Origin of the sequence: Priestia megaterium, assembly GCF_023824195.1 — a bacterium.
GTDB classification, from domain to species: Bacteria; Bacillota; Bacilli; order Bacillales; family Bacillaceae_H; genus Priestia; species Priestia megaterium_D.
This window is the reverse complement of the sequence record NZ_CP085442.1, coordinates 519,263-539,108: the sequence shown is the minus strand read 5'-3', so window position 1 is coordinate 539,108 and position 19,846 is coordinate 519,263. Positions and strand designations below refer to the sequence as shown.

Below are 19,846 nucleotides of genomic sequence, written 5' to 3'. Positions count from 1 at the left end.
ATTTCCTTTATGGTTTCACATTTTCAAGTTAAACCACTGTATCAAAATAATCGAATGCCGGGCTGGCATATCTCGTTTTATATGAATCGGGTTTATTATGAGGCTGATTATTTAAAAGATGGACAAATTGTATGGAAAACTGCGCTTTCTAATCAAATAGATGAAACACAATTAATTGATTATATTCATGAGCTTATGCTTTTTCACGTTTATGAATAGTAAGCTTTCACCGAAGGGAACGAGCACAGATGAAACAGCTGCACACACTATTTGGGGATAAAATGATTAAGGCTAAAATCCCTTCTCAATTTGAACGTTACAAATGGTTTTCATGTGATGAAGGGTTCATTGGAATTGAACACACGGCTTTATCTCAAAAAGAGCAGGCGTTACTTTCTGCTTTTTTAACCCCTTATGATGAGAAAGTTTCTTTACTGACGCCAGAGCAATTGTATTGGTCAAACCTGTTATTTGAAGCACCTGAAAAAGTCATTCACTCTCATCATACGCACCATTCTTTTCGCTTCACCCAGTTTTTAATTAAACGTTTGTTTGAACAAAAAATAGAGTTTGAAAATGCGCTTCACGCCTTGTATTCTACCTCCATTACTGTGTTGTGGATTGATAAACAATCAGGTATCGTTATCGAAACCTTTGATGATCCTAATGACTTAACTGAAAATTTATCAGATTCTATCGAGGTGCTATGTCATGATTTTGAAACTTCGATTCAGTTCTTTGAAGGACAAATTCACTTTTTTCCGTCTTCACCGCAATTAATTTTTGAGCGTGAAAAGAAATGGTTTTATCAAATTAAGCATACAGTCGAACAAAAACATGTTATCCATTTTACCGACGTTTTACCCCATTTGGTTCTGCAAGAGTCTTCAGGGGCAATCCAAAATCATATGATACATTTACTTGACTTAGTAAAAGATGATGGAGATCTTTTAGAAACGATTAAAATTTATTTAGAATGTAATTTAAACGTATCTCTTGCTGCTAAGAAATTGTACATGCATCGCAATAGCTTGCAGTATAGAATTGAGAAATTTATTGATCGCACACACCTTGATATCAAACACTTCACAGGAGCTGTGTCTGCTTACTTAGCCATTCTTGCTTTAAAAAATTCGCAAGATGGAAAATAAAATGAAAGGGTTTTCGTAAATAGTGCACGAAAACTCTTTCTTTTTTTTGTGCATGTTTGCCATTTACCGTTTCATTAAAAAAAATTACACTAGGGTTAAGAAAACGGTTTCACAGAGTACATACAAGGGGGAAATGGAAATGGCTGAATTACGTTTAGAACATATTTATAAAATGTATGATAAAGATGTGACGGCGGTAAAAGACTTTAACCTTCACATTCAAGATAAAGAATTTATTGTATTTGTTGGGCCTTCAGGCTGCGGGAAATCGACAACGCTTCGTATGGTTGCAGGGCTAGAGGAAATTTCCAAAGGTGATTTTTATATTGACAGCAAGCGTGTAAATGACGTTGCTCCAAAAGATCGCGATATTGCAATGGTATTCCAAAACTACGCATTGTATCCGCATATGAGCGTATATGACAACATGGCTTTTGGCTTAAAACTTCGTAAATTACCAAAAGATGAAATCGACCGCCGCGTAAAAGATGCCGCTCGTATTTTAGGACTTGAGCAATACTTAGAGCGCAAACCAAAAGCATTATCCGGCGGACAGCGTCAGCGTGTAGCTCTAGGTCGTGCAATTGTTCGTGATGCTAAGGTCTTCTTAATGGACGAACCTTTATCAAACTTAGACGCGAAATTACGTGTGCAAATGCGTTCTGAAATTGCGAAGCTTCACCAGCGTTTGGGTACAACGACAATTTACGTAACACATGACCAAACCGAAGCAATGACAATGGCTTCTCGTCTGGTTGTTATGAAAGATGGGATTATCCAGCAGGTTGGTACACCAAAAGAAGTATATGAAAAACCTGAAAATGTATTTGTAGGCGGGTTTATTGGTTCTCCTGCTATGAACTTCTTAACCGGAACGTTAAAAGACGGAAAGGTTCAAGTAGGCGATTCTCTTCTTGCAGTTCCGGAAGGTAAAATGAAAATACTTCGCGAGCAAGGATATTTAAACAAACAAATTATTTTAGGCATCCGCCCTGAAGATTTCCATGATGAGCCTGTATTTATTGAATCTTCACCTGGCACAAAAGTTACAATCAAAGTCGATGTATCCGAGTTAATGGGAGCTGAAACCATGCTTTATTCTAAACTTGGCGGACAAGATTTTGTAGCACGCGTAGATTCAAGAACAGATATTAAACCGCTTCAATCTCTAGACTTAGCATTAGATATGAACAAAGCGCATTTCTTTGATGCAGAATCTGAACAGCGCATCCGTGCTGAACAGGAATAAAAAAAGACCCCTAGGGGTCTTTTTTTATTCCTGTATTTGCTTCAATTCTTCACTGTGACAAGCAGAGCAGTAAAAGAGATGAATACATTGGTGATTTGCTAAATCACTAGGATACCCATTTTCTACTTTTAACTGATCGATTTCCATGTAAGCACTGTAATCATCAAAATAATCGCTGACTTTTCCCATATCCCCCAGCACTCTTCCACATGTTTTGCACGTTATTTGTACATCACTAAACCCATTACATAAGGAACAAATCGACATCCGCACACCTCGCTTTACCTGATCAATATGTACCTATAATATGCACGGAATAAAACTCTCTTACTCTTTATCAAACTCCACAAAAAATTTCTATAAATTACCAATAAATTTCTATGTATATGTTTTTTTCCCTTTCGCCATAATACTAGTAACAACCGAGCACAACAGCTCGCAAACATTGAGTTACGCCGCGGTAGGCAAGCAGATCTAATCGATGCATCTGCTCGGCTGGTTCAACTCCAGCTAACTCAACCATTACAATCTATTTTATCTAACGAGGAGATGAATACACATGGCAAATTATCAAAACGCATCAAACAGAAATTCATCAAACAAGTTAGTAGCGCCTGGTGCTCAAGCTGCTATCGATCAAATGAAGTTCGAAATCGCTAGTGAGTTTGGTGTAAACTTAGGACCAGATGCAACAGCTCGTGCGAACGGATCTGTTGGTGGCGAAATCACAAAACGTTTAGTACAATTAGCTGAGCAAAACTTAGGCGGCAAGTACTAATATTAACTAATTTCATATTATGGCTTTAGCGCTCCAAGATCTCTTGGAGCGCTTTCTAGTTTCTTTTAATCAGCTTCCTCATTCTTATTCGCAAATGATTTGACGGAAACTTTGCGAATACGTCGATTTTCTACTTCCTTAATGGTAAACAATATCTCTTCATATGAGAAAAAGTCTCCTTTAGCAGGAATATGATCAAACTGCTCATATATCCATCCCCCTAAGGTATGGCACGTACTGTCAGGAGAACTAACCGCTATATAGGTTAAAAATTCATCAATAGGAATGTCGGCGTTAAATTCGTACTCCTTTTCCCCTATCTGGTGTACATACTTAACAGTTTCATCATGTTCATCCCAAATCTCTCCTACAATTTCTTCTAATATATCCTCTAAGGTCACAAGACCGGCCGTTCCACCAAACTCATCAACTACAATTGCCATGTGCACCTTACTTTTTTGGAGCTCTGGCAATAGAACAGATATTTTCATGGATTCTACTACAAAAATAGGTTGTCTCAACAAATCACGAATAGAAATCTCTTTTCTTTGGACTAAACAGGTTAAAAATTCTCTTTCTGATAAAATGCCAATAATATTATCAATATGATCTTCGTATACAGGGACTCTCGAATATCTTTCTTCAAGAAACATTTGACAAACCGAATCAATATCGGCATTTACGTCAACTGCTGTGACATCTATTCTAGGTTTTAAAATTTGCCCCACCACAATGTCATTAAAATTGAGTGAACGATGAACTAGCTCTTTTTCAATATTATTAATCGTTCCTTCTTCTTCGCTTAAATCTACCATCACTTTAATTTCATCTTCTGTAATCGTTGGTGTAGGAGCAGACGTTAACAAGCGAGAAGTTCCTTTTTTTACCTGTAAAAATAAGAAGGAAATCGGGGTTAACAATTTAATAATAATAAATAACAAGGAAGAAATCATCAGCGCAAAAGATTCGGCATGCTCTTTAGCTAACGATTTTGGCAAGACTTCACCAAAAATCAAAATGATGATGGTCATAACGATGATACTAATCACAAGTGCTAGGTTTCCTTTAAACACATCGAGGGCAATTTTAGCTGCCAAAGAGGACGCAGCAATGTTTACGACAACATTTCCTACTAAAATTGTCGATAGCGTCTGCTCAAAGTGTTCAGCAATATGCAGCGCTTTTTTACTTCCCCGATATTTTTTCTCAGCGTAATGTTTTAAACGAATTTTATTTACGCTAGAAAAGGCTGTCTCAGCAGATGAAAAGAAAGCTGATAACATAAGCAAAACGACTAATATCATCATTTGATTCAGAGGCAAGTCTCCCAAAAGACATTCACTCTCCTGTTTTTTTGATTTTTCTGTCTTTTTATCATATCAAATTTTTTTGTTGTTGAATATTTCATTCATCAACTTTGTATTACTTTATGCTACGCATGCTTTTTATTATGAATAAGTATACAGATTGTATATCCTAAAGAATAGATACTATCTTTTATAGAGGAGTGTAGCCAATGAAAATTTTACTATTAGGCTCTACAGGGCGAGTTGGACAGTCTTTATTAAAAATGATGCTAAAAGATGAAAACGACGTTACTGTACTTGTTAGAGACCGCAATAAGCTAAAGGTTAGTCATCCAAACCTACATATCTTACAAGGCGATGTACTTCATCAAGAAAATATCAACTTTGCCCTCAAGCACCAAGATATCGTAGTCAGCGCGTTAAATACAGATGGTGCAGAGACGATTTCAAAAAGTATGCCGCTTATTATAAACAGCATGAAGCATTACGGCGTTCATCGTATTCTTACTATTGGAACTGCAGGCATCTTACAATCACGAACAGAACCAGAAAAGTATCGTTTTCAATCAAATGAATCAAAGCGTAAAACTACCAGAGCAGCAGTAGATCATTTAAAAGGATACTTACACTTGAAGGAAAGTGATCTAAACTGGACTGTTATATGCCCAACATACTTGCCTGAGGGTGAAATAACAGGCACGTATCGAGTGGAAAAAGATATTTTACCTCCAGATGCCGTTAAAATTTCAACGGGAGATACCGCTCACTTTACCTACCATGAGATATGGGCTCAAAAGTTTTCCAAATGCCGCGTTGGAATTGCTTATTGAAAAATCAGGAGAACTTTTCGTTTTCAAAACGAGAAGTTCTACATCCAAAAAATACCAATTATAGCTAATCCACCTAGAACAAAACCTCCTATTTGACCAACGAGAGCCGGTGTCAAAACAGGCTTTCCTTTTTCTTTCTCTAATGTGCTAATATCAAGCTTCATTTGATACATTTCTTCTTTTAAATCTTCAATCTGGCCGTGCAGCGCTTGAATCTGACGTTCTTGGTCACTCATCCACTATCTTCCCTTCCTTTTTTATTTTTATCATATGCGTAAAAAAGTTAAAGCTTTACTTTTCGGCATCACTTTTTCTAAATGATAAAAACTCCTTTTCCCAGCTTTAGGATAAAAAACTCTTTCCTTCTCATAATAAAAAAGAATATAGTCCTTAGTCACTGTTGAAAGGAGAACATGATGATAAAACTTGTATTGATTCGGCATGGACAAAGCGTATGGAACCTTGAAAATAAATTTACAGGCTGGACGGATGTAGACCTTTCTAAAAATGGATTGCAAGAAGCGCGAGAAGCCGGAAAAGTATTAAAAAAAAACGAGTATGTGTTTGATATTGCCTATACTTCTGTTTTAAAACGATCCATTCGTACTCTGTGGATTATCTTACATCAAATGGACTTCATGTGGATTCCCGTATATAAATCTTGGAGGCTGAATGAACGTCACTACGGAGCTCTTCAAGGCTTGAACAAAGAAGAAACCGCAAAAAAATTTGGAGAAGAGCAAGTACATTTGTGGAGAAGGTCGATGGACGAACGCCCTCCTGCTTTAGAGACAACAGATATTCGCTATGAAGCTTCCAATCCGAAGTATAAGGACTTAAGTAGAGGGCAATTTCCTGCAACTGAAAACTTAGCTGATACAGAAAAGCGGGTTCTTGAATACTGGGATGAAATCATTGCTCCTTCTATTAAAGCTGGCAAAAGAGTCATTATTTCCGCTCACGGTAATACGATTAGAGCTCTGATGCAGTATTTGGATAACATTTCGCCTGATGGCATTGCGAACTTGAATATTCCCACAAGCGTGCCGCTTGTTTATGAGCTTGATGATAATTTAAAGCCCATTAGACATTATTATTTAGGCATCGATGGAGAGATTCCTACACATATTCCTTCTTCATAAAAAACGTGCCTAGATTGTAGGCACGTTTTTTTATATGTTTGAACGAAAGTATTTTCTATACGCCCAATGATTAGTAGGACCGTGTCCGGAACCAATTTCAAGCGTATGCTTAATCGCATAGTGAACAAAATCCGAAGCGGTTTGAACTGCTTCAACCACGCTTTTGCCTTTCGCTAGTTCAGCCGTGACGCAAGCAGCAAACGTGCATCCCGTTCCGTGTGTATGCTTTGTATTCATCTTTTCATGCTTGATTTCAACGTACGTATGACCATCATACACTATATCAATCATATCTTGATGAGATTGATCATGTCCGCCTTTAATTACCACGTACTTTACACCTAGCTCATGCATCTGTTTTGCCGCTTCTTTTCTGTCTTCAATCGTGTGAATTTCTTTACCCGTGATGACTTCCGCCTCCGGTATGTTCGGCGTAATGACTTCACAAAGAGGCAATAATTCTTTTAGAGCCTGTACAGCTTCTCTTTGAAGAAGAGACTGACCGCCTTTTGCAATCATAACGGGATCAACTACAACATTTTGCAGTCCGTACTGTTTGATTTTACGAGCCACTGCGTAAATAATATCAGCACTGAACAACATACCTGTCTTCACTGCATTAGGAAATAAGTCAGTGGCAATTGAATCTAACTGCGTTTCAACTGCTTCTACTTCTAAAGGATAAACTCCTTGAACGCCAACTGTATTTTGTGCAGTCACAGCTGTAATAACAGACATGCCAAAAACGTCACGCTCTTGAAATGTTTTTAAATCTGCTTGAATGCCTGCTCCTCCACCGCTGTCTGATCCAGCAATGGTTAATGCTTTTGGTACTGTCATGCTTGAAACCTCCATCTCTTTCTTACCCAATATACCGATGATAAAGTGACTTTGCTTCTACTATATCGTTTGTTCCATGGACAAAGACGCGCCCATCTTGAAACATCACTAAACGGTAATCATCTACATAAAAAGAAAGCAGATACGGATTTTGTTCAATTTTATATCCTTTTTCTTTTAATCGTTCACCTAAAGACTGCAGCGGCTGCTTGGCTGATTTGCCCGGACGGATTTGTACCGTGTTTCTTCCGCATAGCACAGCTGTTTTCGTTTGATTTTCATATTGTAAAAAGGGATACGTTTGTTCACTGCCGCATGAGCGGCAAGCAGATTTGCGAAACACGTTCACATTGATGCTCGTATACTCATTTTTCCATACGTCAAACGAAACAAGTTCCCTCCTAAGCGCATTCCAGTCTCCGACTAATATTTTTAACACTTCTGTTACTTGATGAGCGACTACCATTTGTACAGCAGGACTAATAATCCCCACTGTATCACATGTTAACCCTCCAAGCGGTACAGATTCAAGCAAACAGGATAAACACGGTGTTTCACTTGGTATGATAGTATAACTAATTCCATAACTTCCTACACATGCTCCGTAAATCCAAGGAATATCATATTTTTGTGATAAATCATTCATTACAAGGCGTGTGTCAAAATTATCGGTTGCATCAATCATAACATCTACCCCCTCAACAAGCTGTTCTAAAACTTGAGGGGTACCGTCTGCTACGTGCGCTTCTACTTTTACATCATGATTAATATCGTGAAGCCGTTTTTTAGCGGCAATTGCTTTTGGGATTCTTTTATCAGCATCTTTTTCACTATACAATTGCTGCCGCTGAAGGTTGCTCCACTCTACATAGTCCCGGTCAATGAGCGTTATTTTCTTTACCCCCGCTCGCACAAGGGCCTCGGCGTTCCCTGTTCCAAGAGCACCTGCTCCTACAATCAGAACATGCTTTTCTTGAATTTGCTGCTGTCCGCCTTTTCCAATAGGTTGAAACAATTCTTGGCGGGAATAACGATTAATCAACCGATACTCATCCCTTCTGTTGGACTGCTTGCCGTTGCATATTGTTTCTTTTTAATACGTCCTGCTTCAAATGCTGCTCGTCCTGCTTCAATCGCTAGCTTCATAGCACGAGCCATTTTCACAGGATCTTTTGCTCCTGAAACAGCTGTATTTAATAACACACCATCTGCTCCTAGCTCCATAGCTTGAGCTGCGTCTGAAGCTGTTCCAATACCTGCATCTACAATTACTGGAACAGTTGATTGTTCAATGATAAAACGCATGTTCAACGGATTAATAATACCTTGACCTGAACCGATAGGCGAAGCTCCTGGCATAATGGCATGTACGCCTAACTCTTCCAAACGGCGCGCAAGTAAAACATCATCTGATGTGTAAGGTAAAACGGTAAAGCCCTCTTTTAACAGTTCTTCACTAGCTTTTAATGTTTCAACTGGATCAGGAAGCAGCGTTTTATCACATCCAATTACTTCTACTTTCACCATGTCACAAAGTCCAGAAGCCTTTGCTAATTTAGCAATACGTACGGCCTCTTCTGCATTTTTTGCTCCAGCAGTGTTAGGCAAAAGAGTGAAACGCTTCACATCAAGCGCTTCTAATAAATTAGGCTGATTTTGATCAAAAATATCCATTCGTCTAACAGCAAATGTTAAAATTTCTGTTTCCGACTCTTCTACCGCTTGACGCTGAGTCGTAAAGTCTGGAAATTTCCCTGTTCCTAATAATAAACGTGAATTAAATGTATATTGTCCAATTTTTAACATACTCTTCATCCTCCTCCGACAAATGAAACAACTTCTAATATATCGCCATCTTTTAAGCATGCATCGCTATGTTCTTCTTTTTGCAAAATGTTCTTGTTTAGCTCAACAATTACCACTCGTTCATGCAGGTTCTGAGCCTGCAACAAGTGCTCGACCGTTTCAATTTCATCTCCGAAAGTGACGGTCTTACCATTAATGATTAGATTCAATGAACTCCCTCCATTACTCTCGTTAGCTGAAATGATGTAAAAAATGAATGATTCGGCTTTTTCCCTAACAAAGCATCAGCCATAATTTTTCCAGTTGCAGCACTTAATAAAATACCGTTTCGGTAGTGGCCAAACGCCATGTGTAGATTCGCTATTTCAGGATGCTCTCCTAAATAAGGCCAACCATCATTTGTTTGTGGACGAAGACCTGCCCATGCTTTTTCAAATGTGGCTTCTTTAATGGCCGGCAGAAGCACAGAAGCTTTATTCAGCAAAAATTGAATACCTTGTGCAGAAACCGTCTTGGTAAAATCATGCTGTAGCTTAGTTGCCCCTATTACGATTCTTCCACCAGTCTTAGGCACTAAGTAAAAACCTTCATCTAAAAAAATCGTTTTAGAAAGCAGCGGCTTATGACTTTGAAGAGCAATACACTCCCCTTTTACAGGAAACACCTGACCTAAATGTTCAGAAGAAATAAAGCGTTTAGCCCATGAGCCTGCTGCAATAACTACTTTTTCTCCATAAAAAGAGCCTTTGGACGTCTGTACACCTTTTACTGTTTCATTTTCCATAATAAGAGAATGAGCGTCACAGTATTCGAATACATCTGCTCCGTGATACAAGGCTCCATGAGCAAGAGCTTGCGTTAACTTAGCCGGAGCTAGCTGACCGTCTCCCGGTATTGTAATGGCTCCGTATATGTCTGGAGAGAGCCCGGGTTCTAACAAACGCGCTTCTTTTACATCGATCCATCTTACATGTTCATCCCACCGGTGGTGCTGAGCGGCTTTTTTCTTTAATACGTGTGCATCTTCTTCTGTTACAGCGACTTTTAATAAGCCTTTTTGAATGAGCTCTACGTCGATAGCCGTTTTTTCTTTTAGTTCCTTCACCAGTTCAGGAAACATGCTTCTGCTCTTAATAGCAAGGTCTAAAAGAGGGCCTTCTTCATCAATTTCAGCTTGAGCACCTAAAATACCAGCGGCTGCACTTGAAGCTTCACAACCAATTTGATTGCGCTCAAGAATAGCTACTGACGCTCCTTGTTTTGACAAATGATAAGCGATAGAAGAGCTGATTATACCTCCTCCGATTAACAGTACATCATAATGCTGCTTCATTTTCTCCACCTCCAGATGTCCATATATGAGAATATTGTTTAATCGCTTTGAGGGGATCTTGTGCAAGCATGACACCAGACATCACAGCTATGCCGTGTGCTCCTGTTTGAAGTACCTCTTTGGCATTTACAGGTGTAATTCCTCCAATGGCAATAACCGGTATCTGTACAGCGTCTACTACTTCCTTTAGTGCTGCTATCCCTCGACTTTTTAATCCTTTTTTTGAATGTGTTGAATAAATATGTCCGTATAGAATGTAGTGAGCACCATCTTTTTCAGCTTCTAAAGCCTCTTCCACAGAGTGAACTGATTTTCCGACAATAAGAGAAGGAAATGCGTCTATAACAAACGAAACGTCTAAACTATGATAGGCAAGCTGTACGCCTTTTGCTTTTAAAGCATGCGCTACATCAACTCGGTCATTCACAATAATTTTAGAGCGACAAAATGGCAGGCTTTCTAGTAAACATTGAATCTGCTTTGCCGTTTTCTCTTTTTCTCTAATATGAACGGCGCCCGCAAAAGGCGCGATAGCCGTTAAAATTTTTTGAAGCTCTTCGATTGGCTGCTTATCTGTTGTAATGACATGAAATTTAGGAATATCCACATGATCGAAACCTTTCTATTCAGAATAAAGAGAAATTTCAATCACCTCATCTTGTGTAGAGGGCTTTATTACATACAAAAAACCACTCTACAACGTAGAGTGGTTAGCATGCATCGTTATGTAAACATGATCGCCACTTCCCTACGCTGGTCCAAACCAGATCAGGTTCAAAGGGTCCGAAATACATTCGTCTCAGCTTCAAAAAGCTCCCCTAGTGATTGCTATTTATTGATTTTGTTTTCGCACTTAAAATTATAACACAACTAGATGTAAATACAATATCTCTTTATGCTCTTACGGCTCTCTTCCTTTTATAGATGTATCTTTTAAGCTTCTTCACTAAGAGGCCCGGCGCACCGCATCATTCTGCTTTTTATATGGTTAGTAATCGGTATAGTCGTCAAATTCTTCTTTGTCTTTTTCCTTTTTCCGATCCCATATAAACAGCAGGAGTAACATAATAAAAGTTAGAATATAAAAACCGTAAAAAATAAATGCCGCCACAACATTTATAAATAAAAATAAAAAACCGATGATCTGACCTGCAACAGCTACAATCAACAAAATGTATTTCCAAACTTCTGCTTTTCTATCCATTCTCTACTTCTCCGTCTTTTTGTTTTTCCCTACTAGAAACATTCTCTTTACTTAAATAAAAACGTTCCTGCCAGTAAACCGACTGTAAATAAACCAACTGTTCCAAATGCTGAAATCCCCACGTACGCCAACACTTTTCGATAAGATTTTTCTCGAATTAACTGTACGGTTTCCACACTAAACGTTGAAAAAGTGGTAAAGGCACCAAAAAACCCAATGCCAATCATTAAAAATATTGAATCATCATAAGCATGACTCGGAACCTTTCCATAATAACTACCGTAAAAAAGACCAAGCCCAAACGCACCGAGCAAGTTTACAAACAGCATTGATACTGGAAAAGGAGGGTTTGAAACTGTTTTTGTAACTTTTAAACCTAAAAGATAACGGCATATTCCTCCAGCTGCCCCGCCAAGTGCCAAGCTCACTATGCTCATTTACTTCACCTCATGTACTTTCACTAAATTTTCCCCTGCCGCTTCACCGCATAGATAGCCTGCTAAAGCAAGAAGGATTCCACCTACTAAAGAGACAATGACATAAATGGCTCCCCAAAATAAATGGTGCTGAGTGAGAGAAATGACGTCTCCTGCAAACGTTGAATACGTTGTAAAACCGCCGCACACGCCAACTCCTAGTCCAAGCTTTATCCATTCTTTTGGCTTTTTCCACACAAAAAATCCTGTTAAGAGGCCTAGTATGAAGCTTCCTAATAGGTTTTCAATTACCGTTCCTATTGGATAGCCCGTATATAATAAGGAAAGATTCAGCAAATAACGTGCATATGTACCAGCGATAGCACCAAAGGCAATTGAGATTAAGTTTATGGCTTTCATCATATCGCTCCGTTTCATAAATTCTTCTTTAAGTGTACCATAAGGAATTTATTTCTACCTTAACATTTAACTATATGTTTATTGCACCAAAAGTCATGAAAAAATGAAAGAGAAAATCGTCGCATGAAACTTCCTTTTTACTCCTCAAATCTCCCTTAAAAATCCACTTAATCCAAATTTTAAAATCTTTCTGTATCCTTATGACAAACCGTGTATAGAAGGTATATTTTCCTTATTTTAAGTCACATTAATCGTATAAGTTTTTTTTGTTGACTTTTGCTGTGTTCTTGTTTAGTATCACAGAGTATCATTTCCTATCAGAATACTAGGGGGTTTAGAAAATGAAGAAATTTGCTGCACTTTTGTCGCTACTATTAGCTTTCACAGTTGTGCTTGCCGCATGCGGTTCTAGCTCAAAAAATGAAGCAAACAATGGAGACAATAAATCTTCACAAGAGGATTTATATAATAAAGTGAAAAAAGATGGTGTATTAACAATTGGAACTGAAGGTACATACCCTCCGTTCACTTTTCATGATGACAAACAAAAGCTAACTGGGTTTGATGTAGAATTGGCTCAAGAAGTAGCTAAACGTCTTGGCGTAAAAGCTGAGTTCAAAGAAACACAGTGGGATGGCATGTTTGCCGGATTAGATGCTAAACGCTTTGACATGATTGCTAATGAAGTGGGTATTCGTGAAGATCGTCAAAAGAAATACGATTTCTCTGACCCATACATCCAGTCAGGCGCCGTATTAATTGTTCGTAAAGACGAAAAAGATATCAAATCATTTAAAGATTTAAAAGGAAAAAAATCAGCGCAGTCATTAACAAGTAACTATAAAGACATGGCTCAATCTTATGGTGCAAACATTACGAGTGCTGAAGGTTTTGCTCAAGCAGTAGAACTAATGAGCGCAAACCGTGTTGATGCTACAATCAACGATAAATTATCGTTCCTTGACTATAAGAAAAAGCACCCTAACGCACCTATCAAAATCGCGGATGAAAAATCCGATGGTGCTGCAAGCGGCTTTATGTTTAGAAAAGACAGCGGTAAGTTAGTGGATGAAGTAAACAAAGCATTAAAAGATATGAAAAAAGACGGAACGTACGCAAAAATTTCTAAGAAATGGTTTGGCGAAGATGTTTCTCCTAAATAATATTTTTCCTGATGGAGAGCGATTGAATCAATTGATTTCAATCGCTCAATCATCTCTCTTACCAATGCTAAAGGGAGCTATTCAATATTCTATTCCACTAACATTAATCACGTTTGTACTCGGTATCATTTTAGCTGTCTTAACAGCCTTGGCTCGTTTATCATCTATAAAAGTTTTAAATATAATTGCGCGCATCTATGTATCGATTATTCGAGGTACACCGCTGCTTGTGCAATTATTTATTATTTTCTACGGCTTACCCAATTTAGATATAACAATTGACCCATTTATCTCTGCTATTATTGGATTTTCATTAAGTGTAGGTGCGTATGCATCTGAAATTATCCGAGCAGCGATTCAATCTATTCCTAAAGGCCAGTGGGAAGCTGGCTACTCACTTGGTATGACCTATTCCCAAGCGTTAAGACGGATTATCTTACCGCAAGCAGCACGTGTATCGATTCCGCCATTATCTAACTCTTTTATTAGCCTTATTAAAGATACGTCACTTGCATCGCTTATTCTTGTTTCTGAGATGTTCCGTAAAGCTCAAGAAATTGCTTCGACTAACTATGAATTTTTACTTCTTTATAGTGAAGCAGCGCTCTTGTACTGGATTATGTGCACAATCTTATCCATTATCCAAGGACGCATTGAAATAAGACTAGATCGTTACGTATCTAAATAACCGTTTCAAGTAGCTAAAGGAGTTTTTCATATGATTAATATCAAAAATTTGCATAAATCATTCGGTGATTTGCAAGTATTAAAAGGGATTGATTTAGAAGTTGAACAGGGCAAGGTAATTGTATTAATTGGTCCTTCTGGATCGGGTAAAACTACTTTTTTACGTTGCTTAAATCTTTTAGAAATCCCAACAGACGGCACGATTGAACTTGATAAAAAAAGCATGAATTTCACCAAACCTGTTCGTAAAAAAGACATTACTTCATTTCGAAGCCTAACAGGTATGGTCTTTCAAAACTATAACTTGTTTCCTCATAAAAGTGCGCTTGAAAATGTTATGGAAGGTCCTGTAATTGTAAAAGGCGTTTCTACTCAAGAAGCAGAAAAAAGAGGGAAAGAATTATTAACACGAGTTGGCTTAGGAGATAAGCTTGACTTTTATCCTTTCCAGCTGTCTGGCGGACAACAACAGCGTGTTGGCATCGCCAGAGCAATGGCGATGGACCCAAAAGTTATGCTGTTTGATGAGCCTACTTCAGCTCTTGATCCTGAGCTTGTAGGAGACGTTCTTCAAGCGATGAAAGACTTGGCAAAAGAAGGAATGACGATGGTGGTGGTAACTCACGAAATGCGCTTTGCCCGTGAAGTAGCAGATGAAGTTATTTTTATGGATCAAGGTGTCATTATGGAAAGAGGTACACCGGATCAAATATTTTCAAATCCTCAACAAGAGCGGACACGTCAATTCTTGAATATGATTCATTAAAAAGGTTGCACACTTTCATGTGCAACCTTTTTCTTTATTTGGCTACTGCTTTTTTCATTAAATCTGTAATGTACATAAAGAACGCTTCGGCTGTGACATCATATACGACATCTACAGGTCGTCCCTCTTCGGAAATTTCTGTTCTTCCTTGGCTCGGTGTTTCTGTATGCACAATACTCGAAACGGTTTTTACCTTCACAAGTGTTGAATTCCCTGTAAATGCTGTTGTGAGTACATCCCACAAATAATATGTTGAATTGGTTTCAACGTGGACAAGCGGCGGGCAGGCCGCGTAGCACTGCCCTACAAAGTCTACTCCTTCGTATCTTCGAAGCGAAGCCCACATTTGACGAATAGCCGGCGTTAAGGGAACTTGATTCGTGCTTTCTAAAGCAACCATCTCAATTTTAATTTTGCTTTCCCATACTTTTGCTACTGCTTCTGGATCCCAAAAAGCATTCCACTCCGCCGTTCCATCATGTTCAGGTTCCTGTACATTTCCTACTTCTTGAAATGTACCGCCCATCCACACTAACTTATCAATTTTCTCTTCTATTTCCGGCGCTTTTTCAAGTGCTCTTGCTAAATCAGTTAACGGTCCTGTAAATAATAAAGTCGTTTTCCCGGCTGTGTGCTGCAATGTTTCAATTAAATGATCGTGAGCAGGCAGCTGACTTATTTTTGTTTGCACTTTCCCTTTTTCATTTAAAATCGGCAGCGCATCCACATAAAACGTATGCATGCGCCATTCTTTTGGAAATGGATTCATACCGCGTGAAGTAGATTTGGCTACCTCGATATCATAACTTCCAAAACGATCAATAATTTTTTGGCTTGCGCTGATACCCGGTTCTAAGTATCCGTCAGCAGGAATAACAGATACTCCCGTTACCTTTACATCATCCATTTGCAGCAGTAAAAAAAGTGATACTAAATCATCAATACCTGCATCATGGTTAAAATATATGTTTGTACTCATTTCTCTTCTCCTCTTTTCTATGTATTGCTAACTAATAGCTATACCGCTATTTTATAATGAAATAATCTCTTTCGTAATCAAAGTATTAGGAACTTCTTTTACTATTTTCTATAATGGGTATAGAAATAAGGTAATCTATGTATAGATATATACATCTCAGTATAGAAAGGAGAAATAAAATGGAGCAATCATTTTCAGCATTAATAGTAGATAAAAAAAGTGAAGACCAAGTCCAGACGTCCGTCCAAGAATTGACGCTAAACGATTTGCCAGAAGGGGATGTACTTATTCGCGTTCATTATTCAGGGGTGAATTATAAAGATAGCTTAGCCAGCATCGCAAACGGCAATATTGTGACAAGCTATCCATTTGTCCCAGGAATCGACCTAGCAGGAGTCGTTGTATCTTCTGACAGCCCTGATTTTAAAGAAGGTGATCGTGTCATCGCAACAAGCTATGACATTGGCGTATCACACTTTGGAGGCTATAGTGAGTATGCGCGCATACGCAGCGAATGGATTGTCCCTCTTCCTGAAAATTTAACGTTAAAAGAAGCAATGATTATCGGAACAGCTGGCTTTACAGCTGCTTTATCTGTGCATCGCTTAGAGGAAAACCATACTAGTCCATCTAATGGCTCTGTGCTTGTAACAGGCGCTACGGGAGGTGTAGGAAGCTTTGCGGTTGCCATTCTTTCAAAATTAGGCTACACAGTGGAAGCAAGTACGGGAAAAAGCTCGGAAGCAGCTTATTTGAAAGAGCTTGGCGCTTCCTCTATTGTAGCGCGTGAAGACGTTTATAACGGCAAATTAAAAGCATTAGGCAAGCAAAAATGGGCCGCTGCAGTGGATCCTGTGGGCGGAGAGCCTCTAGCTTCTGTCCTCAGTCAAATTCAGTACGGAGGCTCTGTAGCTGTCAGCGGGCTAACAGCTGGAGGCAAAGTGCCAACAACCGTCTTTCCCTTCATTTTAAGAGGGATTAATTTATTAGGTATCGATTCTGTTTACTGCCCAATGCCTACTCGAAAAGAGATTTGGAATAGACTCGCTAATGACTTTAAGCCTGAAAGCTTCGAACCTTTCATTCAGCAGGAAATTTCACTACAACAGCTCCCTGAGGTACTTCCGACTTTATTACAAGGACAAGCTCGAGGACGAACAATTGTAAAGCTATAAAAAAACGGAGAAACCTGGGTTTCTCCGTTTTTTTACGAACAGAAGCATGTTATTATGCATCTATTTTTGCTATTAAATCCGTCACTAATTCTTTCATGGTCACATCGGCTAAGACTTGTTCCATGGCATCTTGAGAACGTTTTAAAATCAATTCAAGGACACTTTGAATATTGGCTCCTACAGGACACTCCACATTAGGATTTTCATGCATTTGAAACAATTCTCCTTCTTCCACTGCCGCCACCGCTCGATAAACGTCTAACAACGTTATCTCTTCTAAATCTTTCAATAGATAAGCTCCGCCAGCTCCGGCTTTTACACCCACGAGTCCAGCTTTCTTTAACATCCCAATTACTCGTCTTATAACAACAGGATTTGTATTTACACTGCTAGCAATCCACTCTGAAGTACTAGGATGACTGCTATCTACTTTAATTAAAGATAGTATGTGAACGGCCACGGTGAATCGACTGCTAATTTTCATTGCTCTCACTCCTATTTTGTTGTAATCATTATAGTTACAACATTTTTGAAAGTCAAGCATGCTTTTTTAGGAAAGAATGTCCTCTTCTACCGCCTCATAAAAGCGCAGCGTTTTCTTGATTTCCATAGCTTCAGAAAATGCTTTCGTTTTCTTTTTATTCGCTTCTTTATGTTCGTTCACATGTTCTTCTCTTGAGATCCACGCTTGAAAGAACTGCTTGTCTTCCCACTTGGATACAAAGACATATTCAACTTTATCTGCGGAATCTTTTTTCCAGCATTCGAACGATAAATTTCCTTTGGCTGCCTCAATTTCTGTTTTGTTTTTCTTAGCTTTTTGCTTGAGCTGTTCTTCAAATTTCTTTTCTGTTTCAAAACTTGCGTTTACAACAAACATCTTATCTTCCTTTCTAAATGAAAGTAATTCTCATTCGATTATTGCATAGTAATTTTATTTTTTCAATTTATATGGATAAGTTACAGAAGCCCAAAAAGACCGCTGTTTAAGCGGTCTTCTTTTTTACAAATGTTTTCTATGCACTGTTTTTCCATCATACGTAAAGGCGATTGGCTTGCCTTCCATTACCGTTTCTAAATGAACGGGGCGGCCCCAAAGCTGATGAACGTACGGTACCACTTTTTCTAAGTATTTGACATCTAATTCAATTCCTTCATACCAGTGTTTTAAATAGAGCTCTCCATTTTTTAAATAGTCTCCATTGGTTACTGTGATGTAAGGAAATCCGCCGTTTACGCGCATATTAACAAGCTGATCTCTAACTTCTGTCCACTCTTTGTCGACGATTTTATAGTCTTTTCCTTGTTTTTGGAATAAGTACATATCCTCCCGCATGACTAAATCTTTTGTTAAGTAATTGCGGATAAAGGAAATATCTGATTCAACCTCACGTACCTCAAACATCTTCTCTCTTCCTGATCCGGGCTCCACGCCCCGGCGAATCATATCTTCTGTTGGATTATTGTAGCGTTCTTCAATGTCTTCAAAGATTTTTAATCCTAAATAATATGGATTGATTCCCGTCTTAGACGGCTGCACAACCCCTGCATTTAGCTTGGCGAATTCTATCGCTTCATCACTCGTTAAGTCCATTTCTCGAATAATGCGCTGATGCCAGAAAGAAGCCCAGCCTTCATTCATAATTTTTGTTTCAAGCTGCGGCCAGAAATAAAGCATTTCTTCTCGCATCATCGTTAAAATATCCCGCTGCCAATCCTCTAAATAAGGGCTGTATTCTTCAATAAATAATAAGATGTCTTTTTCAGGCTGAGGCGGAAATTTTTTAAAAGACTTTGGAGGTTTTGGTTTTTTCTTTTCTTTATAATCCAAATTCCATAAATCATCGTAAGGAGAAATGCTTTCTTCTTCCGCTGATTCTACATCATCTATGCTCCAAGAAAGCTTGGCACGCATAAGAGACGGATCAATATGTTCCTGAATCGATAGGACAGCATCCAAAAACTTTTCTACTTCACGCTTACCGTGCTTTACTTCGTATTCTTTAATTCGATCAGCAGTCGCTGCCATACTTTCTACCATATCCCGTTTAGTGTTGGCAAAACGGCTGTTATTTTTAAAGAAGTCACAGTGGGCTAACACGTGAGCTACAATTAATTTATTCTGAATAAGCGCATTGGAATCCAATAAAAATGCATAACAAGGATCTGAATTGATAACTAATTCATAAATTTTACTCAATCCAAGATCGTAGTGTAATTTCATTTTGTAAAATTGTTTTCCAAAGCTCCAATGTGAAAAACGAGTTGGCATCCCATATGCACCAAACGTATAAATAATATCTGCCGGGCAAATTTCATAGCGCATCGGATAAAAATCCAAACCGAAACCGCTAGCTATTTCCGTAATTTCATCAATCGCACGGTATAATTGCTTATAATCTGCTTCTTTCACGACAGCTCCCCCTTTCACTCCTTACTTCAATCTATGTACAAACATGTCAATTCATGTGTTTTCATCAAAAAGAAGATTCATTTTTTCAAGAAAAGGGGATTTTTATTTAGTTGTCTTAAATAATGAATGTAATATAACTGTTACGCTGCATCATTCTTTGCCTTTCTTATCATTTATCCGGTGCTGT

26 protein-coding genes and 1 riboswitch are annotated in these 19,846 nt (G+C 38.4%); of the genes, 10 read left to right on the top strand and 16 right to left on the bottom strand.

The window, feature by feature from the left end; all coding sequences use genetic code 11:
- Positions 1 to 9 precede the first annotated feature (9 nt).
- The 3 genes from LIS78_RS02880 (at position 10) to LIS78_RS02870 (ending at position 2,400) form a co-directional block, all read left to right on the top strand.
- Positions 10 to 219: a YheE family protein gene (locus LIS78_RS02880; RefSeq protein ID WP_013055294.1), complete on the top strand. Its 210-nt coding sequence runs from the start codon at positions 10 to 12 to the stop codon at positions 217 to 219.
- A gap of 29 nt (positions 220 to 248) precedes the next feature.
- Positions 249 to 1,151, top strand: coding sequence for a PucR family transcriptional regulator (locus LIS78_RS02875; RefSeq protein ID WP_195781264.1), 903 nt, complete (start codon positions 249 to 251; stop codon positions 1,149 to 1,151).
- Positions 1,152 to 1,290: 139 nt separating this feature from the next.
- On the top strand, positions 1,291 to 2,400 hold the full coding sequence (locus LIS78_RS02870; protein WP_029320758.1) for an ABC transporter ATP-binding protein: 1,110 nt from the start codon (positions 1,291 to 1,293) through the stop codon (positions 2,398 to 2,400).
- A 24-nt stretch (positions 2,401 to 2,424) separates the two neighbouring features.
- Here the strand turns inward: LIS78_RS02870 and LIS78_RS02865 are convergent, their stop codons facing one another.
- The gene (locus tag LIS78_RS02865; protein ID WP_326832995.1) at positions 2,425 to 2,589 is read right to left on the bottom strand and encodes a hypothetical protein; all 165 of its coding nucleotides are present in this window, start codon (positions 2,587 to 2,589) and stop codon (positions 2,425 to 2,427) included.
- Between the two features lie 370 nt (positions 2,590 to 2,959).
- Between LIS78_RS02865 and LIS78_RS02860 the strand changes: the two genes are divergently transcribed.
- A complete protein-coding gene (locus LIS78_RS02860; protein WP_013055290.1) occupies positions 2,960 to 3,178 on the top strand; it encodes an alpha/beta-type small acid-soluble spore protein in 219 nt (72 codons plus the stop codon).
- A 65-nt stretch (positions 3,179 to 3,243) separates the two neighbouring features.
- On the opposite strand, the gene LIS78_RS02855 is transcribed toward LIS78_RS02860, so the two are convergent.
- Positions 3,244 to 4,509 (bottom strand): hemolysin family protein, encoded by a 1,266-nt coding sequence (locus LIS78_RS02855; protein ID WP_252284617.1) that lies wholly within the window; start codon positions 4,507 to 4,509, stop codon positions 3,244 to 3,246.
- Positions 4,510 to 4,694: 185 nt separating this feature from the next.
- Here LIS78_RS02855 and LIS78_RS02850 point away from each other — a divergent pair, with 185 nt between their 5' ends.
- Positions 4,695 to 5,315, top strand: coding sequence for an NAD(P)-dependent oxidoreductase (locus LIS78_RS02850; protein WP_195781267.1), 621 nt, complete (start codon positions 4,695 to 4,697; stop codon positions 5,313 to 5,315).
- Between the two features lie 38 nt (positions 5,316 to 5,353).
- Here the strand turns inward: LIS78_RS02850 and LIS78_RS02845 are convergent, their stop codons facing one another.
- The gene (locus LIS78_RS02845; RefSeq protein ID WP_016762958.1) at positions 5,354 to 5,551 is read right to left on the bottom strand and encodes a hypothetical protein; all 198 of its coding nucleotides are present in this window, start codon (positions 5,549 to 5,551) and stop codon (positions 5,354 to 5,356) included.
- A 180-nt stretch (positions 5,552 to 5,731) separates the two neighbouring features.
- Between LIS78_RS02845 and gpmA the strand changes: the two genes are divergently transcribed.
- A complete protein-coding gene (gpmA, locus tag LIS78_RS02840; RefSeq protein ID WP_252284616.1) occupies positions 5,732 to 6,457 on the top strand; it encodes a 2,3-diphosphoglycerate-dependent phosphoglycerate mutase in 726 nt (241 codons plus the stop codon).
- Positions 6,458 to 6,487: 30 nt separating this feature from the next.
- On the opposite strand, the gene thiD is transcribed toward gpmA, so the two are convergent.
- The 9 genes from thiD to LIS78_RS02795 form a co-directional block, all read right to left on the bottom strand.
- Positions 6,488 to 7,297 carry a bifunctional hydroxymethylpyrimidine kinase/phosphomethylpyrimidine kinase gene (gene thiD / locus LIS78_RS02835; protein WP_252284615.1) on the bottom strand — a complete coding sequence of 270 codons (810 nt, stop codon included), beginning with the start codon at positions 7,295 to 7,297 and terminating at the stop codon, positions 6,488 to 6,490.
- A 22-nt stretch (positions 7,298 to 7,319) separates the two neighbouring features.
- Positions 7,320 to 8,339 (bottom strand): thiazole biosynthesis adenylyltransferase ThiF, encoded by a 1,020-nt coding sequence (locus LIS78_RS02830; protein WP_195781270.1) that lies wholly within the window; start codon positions 8,337 to 8,339, stop codon positions 7,320 to 7,322.
- The gene (locus LIS78_RS02825; RefSeq protein WP_252284614.1) at positions 8,336 to 9,103 is read right to left on the bottom strand and encodes a thiazole synthase; all 768 of its coding nucleotides are present in this window, start codon (positions 9,101 to 9,103) and stop codon (positions 8,336 to 8,338) included. Before LIS78_RS02825 ends, LIS78_RS02830 begins: the two co-directional genes overlap by 4 nt.
- A 5-nt stretch (positions 9,104 to 9,108) precedes the next feature.
- On the bottom strand, positions 9,109 to 9,312 hold the full coding sequence (gene thiS, locus LIS78_RS02820; protein WP_013055282.1) for a sulfur carrier protein ThiS: 204 nt from the start codon (positions 9,310 to 9,312) through the stop codon (positions 9,109 to 9,111).
- A complete protein-coding gene (thiO, locus tag LIS78_RS02815) occupies positions 9,309 to 10,436 on the bottom strand; it encodes a glycine oxidase ThiO (protein WP_252284613.1) in 1,128 nt (375 codons plus the stop codon). Before thiO ends, thiS begins: the two co-directional genes overlap by 4 nt.
- Complete coding sequence (locus tag LIS78_RS02810) at positions 10,420 to 11,043, bottom strand: thiamine phosphate synthase (protein ID WP_195781273.1); 624 nt, start codon at positions 11,041 to 11,043, stop codon at positions 10,420 to 10,422. Before LIS78_RS02810 ends, thiO begins: the two co-directional genes overlap by 17 nt.
- A gap of 121 nt (positions 11,044 to 11,164) precedes the next feature.
- A riboswitch (TPP riboswitch) is annotated at positions 11,165 to 11,266 on the bottom strand.
- A 158-nt stretch (positions 11,267 to 11,424) separates the two neighbouring features.
- Complete coding sequence (locus LIS78_RS02805) at positions 11,425 to 11,640, bottom strand: hypothetical protein (protein ID WP_013055279.1); 216 nt, start codon at positions 11,638 to 11,640, stop codon at positions 11,425 to 11,427.
- A gap of 47 nt (positions 11,641 to 11,687) precedes the next feature.
- Positions 11,688 to 12,077 carry a fluoride efflux transporter CrcB gene (crcB, locus tag LIS78_RS02800; RefSeq protein ID WP_195781274.1) on the bottom strand — a complete coding sequence of 130 codons (390 nt, stop codon included), beginning with the start codon at positions 12,075 to 12,077 and terminating at the stop codon, positions 11,688 to 11,690.
- Positions 12,078 to 12,476 carry a fluoride efflux transporter FluC gene (locus LIS78_RS02795; protein ID WP_057274995.1) on the bottom strand — a complete coding sequence of 133 codons (399 nt, stop codon included), beginning with the start codon at positions 12,474 to 12,476 and terminating at the stop codon, positions 12,078 to 12,080. It lies immediately after the preceding gene.
- Positions 12,477 to 12,817: 341 nt separating this feature from the next.
- On the opposite strand from LIS78_RS02795, the gene LIS78_RS02790 reads away from it, so the two are divergent.
- From LIS78_RS02790 to LIS78_RS02780, 3 genes are read left to right on the top strand one after another with little or no spacing between them, the layout of a single operon-like run.
- On the top strand, positions 12,818 to 13,639 hold the full coding sequence (locus LIS78_RS02790; protein ID WP_013081647.1) for an amino acid ABC transporter substrate-binding protein: 822 nt from the start codon (positions 12,818 to 12,820) through the stop codon (positions 13,637 to 13,639).
- Positions 13,623 to 14,327, top strand: a complete 705-nt coding sequence (locus LIS78_RS02785; protein ID WP_013055275.1) for an amino acid ABC transporter permease — start codon at positions 13,623 to 13,625, stop codon at positions 14,325 to 14,327. The genes LIS78_RS02790 and LIS78_RS02785 overlap by 17 nt, the downstream gene beginning before the upstream one ends.
- Positions 14,328 to 14,357: 30 nt before the next feature.
- Entirely contained in the window at positions 14,358 to 15,092 is a 735-nt protein-coding gene (locus LIS78_RS02780; RefSeq protein ID WP_013081645.1) for an amino acid ABC transporter ATP-binding protein, read from the top strand.
- Positions 15,093 to 15,126: 34 nt separating this feature from the next.
- On the opposite strand, the gene LIS78_RS02775 is transcribed toward LIS78_RS02780, so the two are convergent.
- Positions 15,127 to 16,071: a nucleoside hydrolase gene (locus tag LIS78_RS02775; RefSeq protein WP_252284612.1), complete on the bottom strand. Its 945-nt coding sequence runs from the start codon at positions 16,069 to 16,071 to the stop codon at positions 15,127 to 15,129.
- A gap of 179 nt (positions 16,072 to 16,250) precedes the next feature.
- Here LIS78_RS02775 and LIS78_RS02770 point away from each other — a divergent pair, with 179 nt between their 5' ends.
- Positions 16,251 to 17,246 (top strand): NADPH:quinone oxidoreductase family protein, encoded by a 996-nt coding sequence (locus tag LIS78_RS02770; RefSeq protein ID WP_209150902.1) that lies wholly within the window; start codon positions 16,251 to 16,253, stop codon positions 17,244 to 17,246.
- A gap of 52 nt (positions 17,247 to 17,298) precedes the next feature.
- Here LIS78_RS02770 and LIS78_RS02765 read toward each other — a convergent pair whose 3' ends face one another.
- From LIS78_RS02765 to LIS78_RS02755, 3 genes are all read right to left on the bottom strand, one after another.
- On the bottom strand, positions 17,299 to 17,730 hold the full coding sequence (locus LIS78_RS02765) for an Rrf2 family transcriptional regulator (RefSeq protein WP_013081642.1): 432 nt from the start codon (positions 17,728 to 17,730) through the stop codon (positions 17,299 to 17,301).
- Between the two features lie 66 nt (positions 17,731 to 17,796).
- Positions 17,797 to 18,126 carry an antibiotic biosynthesis monooxygenase family protein gene (locus LIS78_RS02760; RefSeq protein ID WP_252284611.1) on the bottom strand — a complete coding sequence of 110 codons (330 nt, stop codon included), beginning with the start codon at positions 18,124 to 18,126 and terminating at the stop codon, positions 17,797 to 17,799.
- Positions 18,127 to 18,249: 123 nt separating this feature from the next.
- A complete protein-coding gene (locus LIS78_RS02755) occupies positions 18,250 to 19,659 on the bottom strand; it encodes a SpoVR family protein (RefSeq protein ID WP_252284610.1) in 1,410 nt (469 codons plus the stop codon).
- Between the last annotated feature and the right edge of the window lie 187 nt (positions 19,660 to 19,846).